Source organism: Acinetobacter sp. YH12070 (assembly GCF_013419625.1).
In the GTDB taxonomy this organism is placed as follows: domain Bacteria; phylum Pseudomonadota; class Gammaproteobacteria; order Pseudomonadales; family Moraxellaceae; genus Acinetobacter; species Acinetobacter amyesii.
The window spans coordinates 1-5,563 of record NZ_VOZT01000101.1 but is presented as its reverse complement, the minus strand read 5'-3'; the positions used below and the strand labels follow the sequence as shown (position 1 = coordinate 5,563).

Annotated in this window: 3 protein-coding genes and 1 pseudogene; 3 read left to right on the top strand and 1 reads right to left on the bottom strand. The window is 41.3% G+C overall.

The window, feature by feature from the left end:
- Positions 1-126 precede the first annotated feature (126 nt).
- A pseudogene (locus FTU17_RS16670) lies at positions 127-1,191 on the top strand (OmpW family protein); the annotation flags it as partial.
- Positions 1,192-1,246: 55 nt separating this feature from the next.
- Here the strand turns inward: FTU17_RS16670 and FTU17_RS16665 are convergent.
- Positions 1,247-2,767: an acetyl-CoA C-acetyltransferase gene (locus FTU17_RS16665; RefSeq protein WP_180136067.1), complete on the bottom strand. Its 1,521-nt coding sequence runs from the start codon at positions 2,765-2,767 to the stop codon at positions 1,247-1,249.
- Positions 2,768-3,008: 241 nt separating this feature from the next.
- Between FTU17_RS16665 and FTU17_RS16660 the strand changes: the two genes are divergently transcribed.
- Complete coding sequence (locus FTU17_RS16660; protein ID WP_180041156.1) at positions 3,009-4,400, top strand: 3-oxoacyl-ACP reductase; 1,392 nt, start codon at positions 3,009-3,011, stop codon at positions 4,398-4,400.
- Positions 4,401-4,533: 133 nt separating this feature from the next.
- Complete coding sequence (locus FTU17_RS16655) at positions 4,534-5,388, top strand: MaoC/PaaZ C-terminal domain-containing protein (protein WP_180136065.1); 855 nt, start codon at positions 4,534-4,536, stop codon at positions 5,386-5,388.
- Positions 5,389-5,563: the final 175 nt, after the last annotated feature.

Below are 5,563 nucleotides of genomic sequence, written 5' to 3'. Positions count from 1 at the left end.
GTACACAGCGCATTGGGTTATGTATCGCCTTTTGAGTTTGAAGCAATGTACTATGATAAGATTAACCCGTTAGGTCACGTGGCCTAACTTAAATAAAAATGTCTCCGACAAACCCGGTACGGTTCATTTTCTGTATCTGCGGGTTGGATGCATGTGATGCCGCAAGGTAAGGCGAATCCTTTTAATATTCGTACTGCTGTATCTCCAGTGACTACAATTCCTGTTGGTACTATTTCTCTAGGTTCATTACTCGGATCAATAGATGGGGATGCACAAGTTCCAGGTTTACCAGAGGGTATGATAGGCAAAGACATATTATTTCCAGTATTTGAGGAAATGCTAGACCAGCCTGATGATTGGTATGCACTGGGTTTTTTGGATGAGGATGGTAATCTAGTTGCTACAGAATCAGGAGATGCTGAAATTAGAGGGCTTGATCAATGGACTAATCAGGGTACAGGCTTAGAAGCAGATGATGTAGATACTTTAGGTTTAACATTTAATTATTATATTAATGATAATGTTTCATTACAGATGATAGGCGGGATTCCACCTAAAGTCGATATTAAAGGTGTGGGTATTATTAATGCACCATTATCTGGAACTGCAATATTGCCACCAACTTCTATATTACAGATAGCGGGTATATCTGAGTTTGAATTAGCACAAGCTATTGAAATTACCAATCTTGGGGCACGTAAAAAAGCTTCTACAGCGCGTGCTTGGACACCGGCGCTTGAAGTTTAGTATCAATTCGGAAAATCAGGTGTGAATAAGTTCCGTCCATATGTAGGGGCGGGCATTATGTATGCTTACTTTAACGAAATTAAATTAGATAAAGGCATTGAGGCAGATCTACAAGTGGCGGGTCATATGATCCAAAATATGTTAGATGGAAAAGGTGGCGCAGCTCTAGATCGTAAAGTGAGTACTGATGCGAATGGTGATGCCTATCGCATGAAAGTTGATGTAGATACCGATACGGCTATCGCACCAATTGTAACCGCTGGTTTTACCTATGACATTACTCCTAGCTGGTATGGTGTTGCATCAGTGTCATATGCAAAACTTAATAATCAGGCAACGATTAAAGTTTTGAATGAAACGACTGGGCAACAGATGATTCATTCATCTACAAAAGTGGATATTGATCCATTAATTACTTATTTGGGTGTGGGTTACCGCTTCTAATGTATAGGTATAAAAAAACCGCTCATATGAGCGGTTTTTTTATAGTGCAGATTAATTATTTTTCAATAATTGCTGTTACGCCTTGACCACCCGCAGCACAGATCGATACAAGTACACGGCCTGAACCTTTTTGGTTCAATAGTTTTGCAGCAGTTGCGATAATACGACCGCCAGTTGCAGCAAATGGGTGACCTGCAGCAAGAGATGAGCCTTTCACGTTCAATTTAGAACGATCAATTGAACCCAATGGCGCATCTAAGCCTAAACGTTCTTTACAGAATTTTGGATCTTCCCATGCTTTCAGTGTAGACAATACTTGAGATGCAAACGCTTCATGAATTTCATAGTAATCGAAATCTTGTAGCGTAATACCTGCACGTTCAAGCATACGAGGCACTGCATACGCAGGCGCCATCAATAAGCCTTCTTTTTTCTCTACAAAGTCAACCGCCGCTGTTTCTTGGAAAGTTAAATAAGCAAGAACTTCGTGACCGTTTGCTTTTGCCCATTCTTCAGAGGCAAGAAGGACACATGACGCACCATCAGTCAGTGGAGTCGAGTTACCCGCAGTCATCGTACGCGCATCGCCTTTACCAAATGCTGGTTTTAACTTCGCAAGTTTTTCTACAGAAGAGTCTGCACGTAAGTTGTTGTCACGTTCTAAACCAAGGAATGGCGTAATAAGGTCATCGAAGAAACCTTCTTCATATGCTGCTGCCATTTTTTGATGTGAAGATGCAGCAAGTTCATCTTGAGCTTCACGAGAGATACCCCATTCAAGCGTCGTAATCGCTTGATGATCACCCATAGAAAGACCTGTACGTGGTTCACCGTTCTTCGGTGCATCCATCAAATCTTTAACATTAATTTTAGTTAATGCTTTAAGGCGGTCTTTACCTGTTTTTGCAATGTTCAATTCAAGTAAAGCTTTACGTAAGCCATCACCAAAAGCGATCGGTGCATCAGAGGTTGTATCTACACCACCAGCAACACCCACTTCGATTTGACCCAATGCGATTTTGTTAGCAACCAAGAAAGCTGCTTGTAAACCTGTACCACATGCTTGTTGAATATCGTAAGCAGGTGTTTCAGGAGCAAGTTCGGTATTGAGTACACACTCACGGGTCATGTTAAAGTCACGACTGTGTTTTAACACGGCGCCAGCAACAACTTCACCAAGGCGTTGACCTTGAAGGTTGAAACGTTCAACAAGACCATTTAATGCAGCTGTGAACATATCGCTGTTCGATGCAGTGAAGTAAGCGCCGTTAGAACGAGCGAAAGGAATACGATTACCACCAATAATAGCAACGCGGCGAACTGTGTTTTGACTCATGGTATTATCCTGTTGAACAGACGTTTGAGTTGTTGATTTTGAAGCTGTTTTAGGGTTTGAAGCGGGTGTCTTAGTACGTGTAGATGCACGACGAGGACGGCTTATTTTAGCGGCATCACTTGTAGACTTGGTTGCTGTGCCCGTACTTTTAGCGGTACGTGGCGTACTCTTTGATGTATTTGACACAGTTCCCGTAGTCGGACTTTCGACTGCTGGATTTTCTTGAGTTGTTTTGCTCATAAGGCTTTTCCAAGCATGTTGATGATCTTCTTGACGGCTACATTAGCATATTCACCAAAGGGGTAAATTGACTAAAATGACATTCGCTAAAGCATTCAGGTCAAGCCATCTGCGGTTTAACTCAAGTATGATTCCATAGAAACTGATGGAACTATTGAAATATAAGTATCTGACATCATCTTGAAGTTAAAGGGATATCTTCAGATCCATCAAAAATTAATCTGTATGAGAGATAATAAACATGACTGATCAATACCAAACATTTGCAAAATCTCCTATTGGTAAATTTGTCATCAAAAATTTAGGTTTACCATCACCGACTTTTTTAGAGCGTTTTGAGTCTGCAACACCTGTAGTTAAAGGTGCGGTTTTATTCGGTGCAGCGCCTGCTTCAACATTATCTGGTGCTATTGCACAAGTCTTGGCGAATATTCATGCCAATAGCTATGCAGGCAATAATGCTGAATTACAACAAGCTGCGGCAAAATCAGGTCTAAACTTAAGCGCATTCAACGAAGGCGATAAAGAGTCTAAGTTTAAAGTTGTGGTGTTTGATGCTTCAGGTATTCAAAACTCAGAACAATTGCATGCCTTATATGCCTTTTTTAACCCAATCGCACGTCAAATTCAGGCGTCTGGTCGCGTTGTCGTTGTTGGTACAACACCAGAGACTGCGAAAACTGTGAAACAAGCCATTGCACAACGTGCATTAGAAGGTTTTGTAAAATCAGTGGGTAAAGAGTTTAAGAAAGGGATTGCAGCACAATTAGTTTATGTGGACGAAGGTGCTGAAGCAAACTTAGAATCTGCATTACGTTTTGTGATTTCACCACGTTCAGCTTATGTATCGGGTCAGGTGATTCGTGTTTCGAAAGCAGATGTTGTGGATGTTGACTGGAATAAACCGCTTGCAGGCAAAACAGCTGTTGTAACAGGTGCAAGCCGTGGTATTGGTGAAGCAATTGCACATGTATTGTCACGTGATGGCGCGCATGTCATTTGTTTGGACGTTCCACAGCAGCAAGCTGACCTTGACCGTGTTGCAGGTGAAATTGGCGGTTCTACGCTCGCGATTGATATTACTGCAAGCGATGCCGGTGAAAAAATCAAAGCGGCGGCAGCTGCTCAAGGTGGTTTGGATATCATCGTGCACAATGCAGGGATTACCCGTGACAAAACTTTGGCCAATATGAAGCCTGAGCTTTGGGACTTGGTGATTAACATTAACTTGTCTGCGATTGAGCGTGTAAATGAATACCTTCTTGAAAATGATGGCTTCAATGCAAATGGTCGTATTGTGTGCGTATCTTCTATTTCAGGTATCGCAGGTAACTTAGGTCAAACCAACTATGCTGCTTCTAAAGCAGGTGTAATTGGTGTGGTTAAATTTACTGCTCCATTATTGAAAAATGGCGTAACAATTAACGCTGTTGCTCCGGGCTTCATTGAAACGCAAATGACTGCTGCGATTCCATTTGCAATCCGTGAAGCAGGTCGTCGTATGAACTCGATGAGTCAAGGTGGTTTACCTGTGGATGTTGCTGAAACGATTGCGATGTTTGCTTCAACTGCGTCGACTGGCTTGAACGGTAACGTGGTACGTGTGTGTGGTCAAAGCTTGTTAGGGGCTTAATTAATCCCTCCCGACCTCCCTTTGAAAAAGAGAGGAGAAGTCCCCCTTTATCAAAGGGGGATGAGGGGGATTTAAAATATCCTTCTTTAAAAGGAAGGGAACTTTATAAAGATAAAACTTCCAAAGGTTTAGTATGAATACTCGCCATTTTAGTCAACTTCCAAAACCTTATTTAGCCTATCCAAAAGTGATTCAAGGCTTGATTTTTAAAAAGCCTAAAGCTGAAAAAGTGCTGCCGCAAGTTGAATATGTGGTGGATTCATTTAAGGTCGATCAAAAACATTTAAAAGCTTATAACGAAGTGTGTAGCTTTAAAAACAATGGTTATATCCCAGCGATTTATTTGGCTGTGCTTTCTCAAAGTTTGCAAATGCATATGATGACCACAGAAGCTTTTCCATTTGCGATCTTAGGTTTGGTACATATTCGTAACCAAGTGAAGCAATATCGCAAAGTTGGTGTGAATGAAACACTGTCATTGTCATGCAAATTTGGTGAATTACAGCCACATGATAAAGGTGTGCAATTTGACTTTATTACCACTGCAAAAGTGGGCGATGAAGTGGTTGTAGAATCATTAACCACGTATTTAGCACGTCAAAAAACAGAGAACAAAGCTGCGGCAAAATCTACCGAAACAAAGTCAGCTGAGTTGCAAGTTCAAGCTGAATGGAATGTTTCTGAAAATACCGGTCGCCGTTATGCGTTGACTTCTGGTGACTTTAACTTGATTCATATTCATGCTGTAACCGCTAAAGCGTTTGGTTTTAAACAAGCCATTGCACATGGTATGTGGAGTAAAGCCAAAGCTTTGTCGAGCTTAACTTTGCCAGATGCGTATGAAGCAGATGTCTGGTTTAAACTGCCGATGTATCTCCCATCACAAGTTGAGTTTTTAACGGCTCAAACTGGACAAGATACCGAGTTTGCAATTCGAAATAGCAAAAACAAAAAACCGCATGTCGCGGGAAGTGTGAAAGCACTGTAAAACTTAAGCCTAAATCGATATCGGTTTAGGCTTTTTTGTTTTAATCTCTGTCCCGTCCTGAAATAAGTTTACACCTTAAGAGACTTATTTTATGGAACATGCACAAGAACAACGAGTTAAACGCACACAACGTGATTATAGCTTCGCCTTTAAAATGATGGTTGTACATGAAGTA

What these genes read in the sequence shown, in the direction of transcription:
- FTU17_RS16665 (WP_180136067.1), bottom strand. Translation starts at nt 2,767, where the DNA reads ATGAGCAAAACAACTCAAGAAAATCCAGCAGTCGAAAGTCCGACTACG.
- FTU17_RS16655 (WP_180136065.1), top strand. Translation starts at nt 4,534, where the DNA reads ATGAATACTCGCCATTTTAGTCAACTTCCAAAACCTTATTTAGCCTAT.
- FTU17_RS16660 (WP_180041156.1), top strand. Translation starts at nt 3,009, where the DNA reads ATGACTGATCAATACCAAACATTTGCAAAATCTCCTATTGGTAAATTT.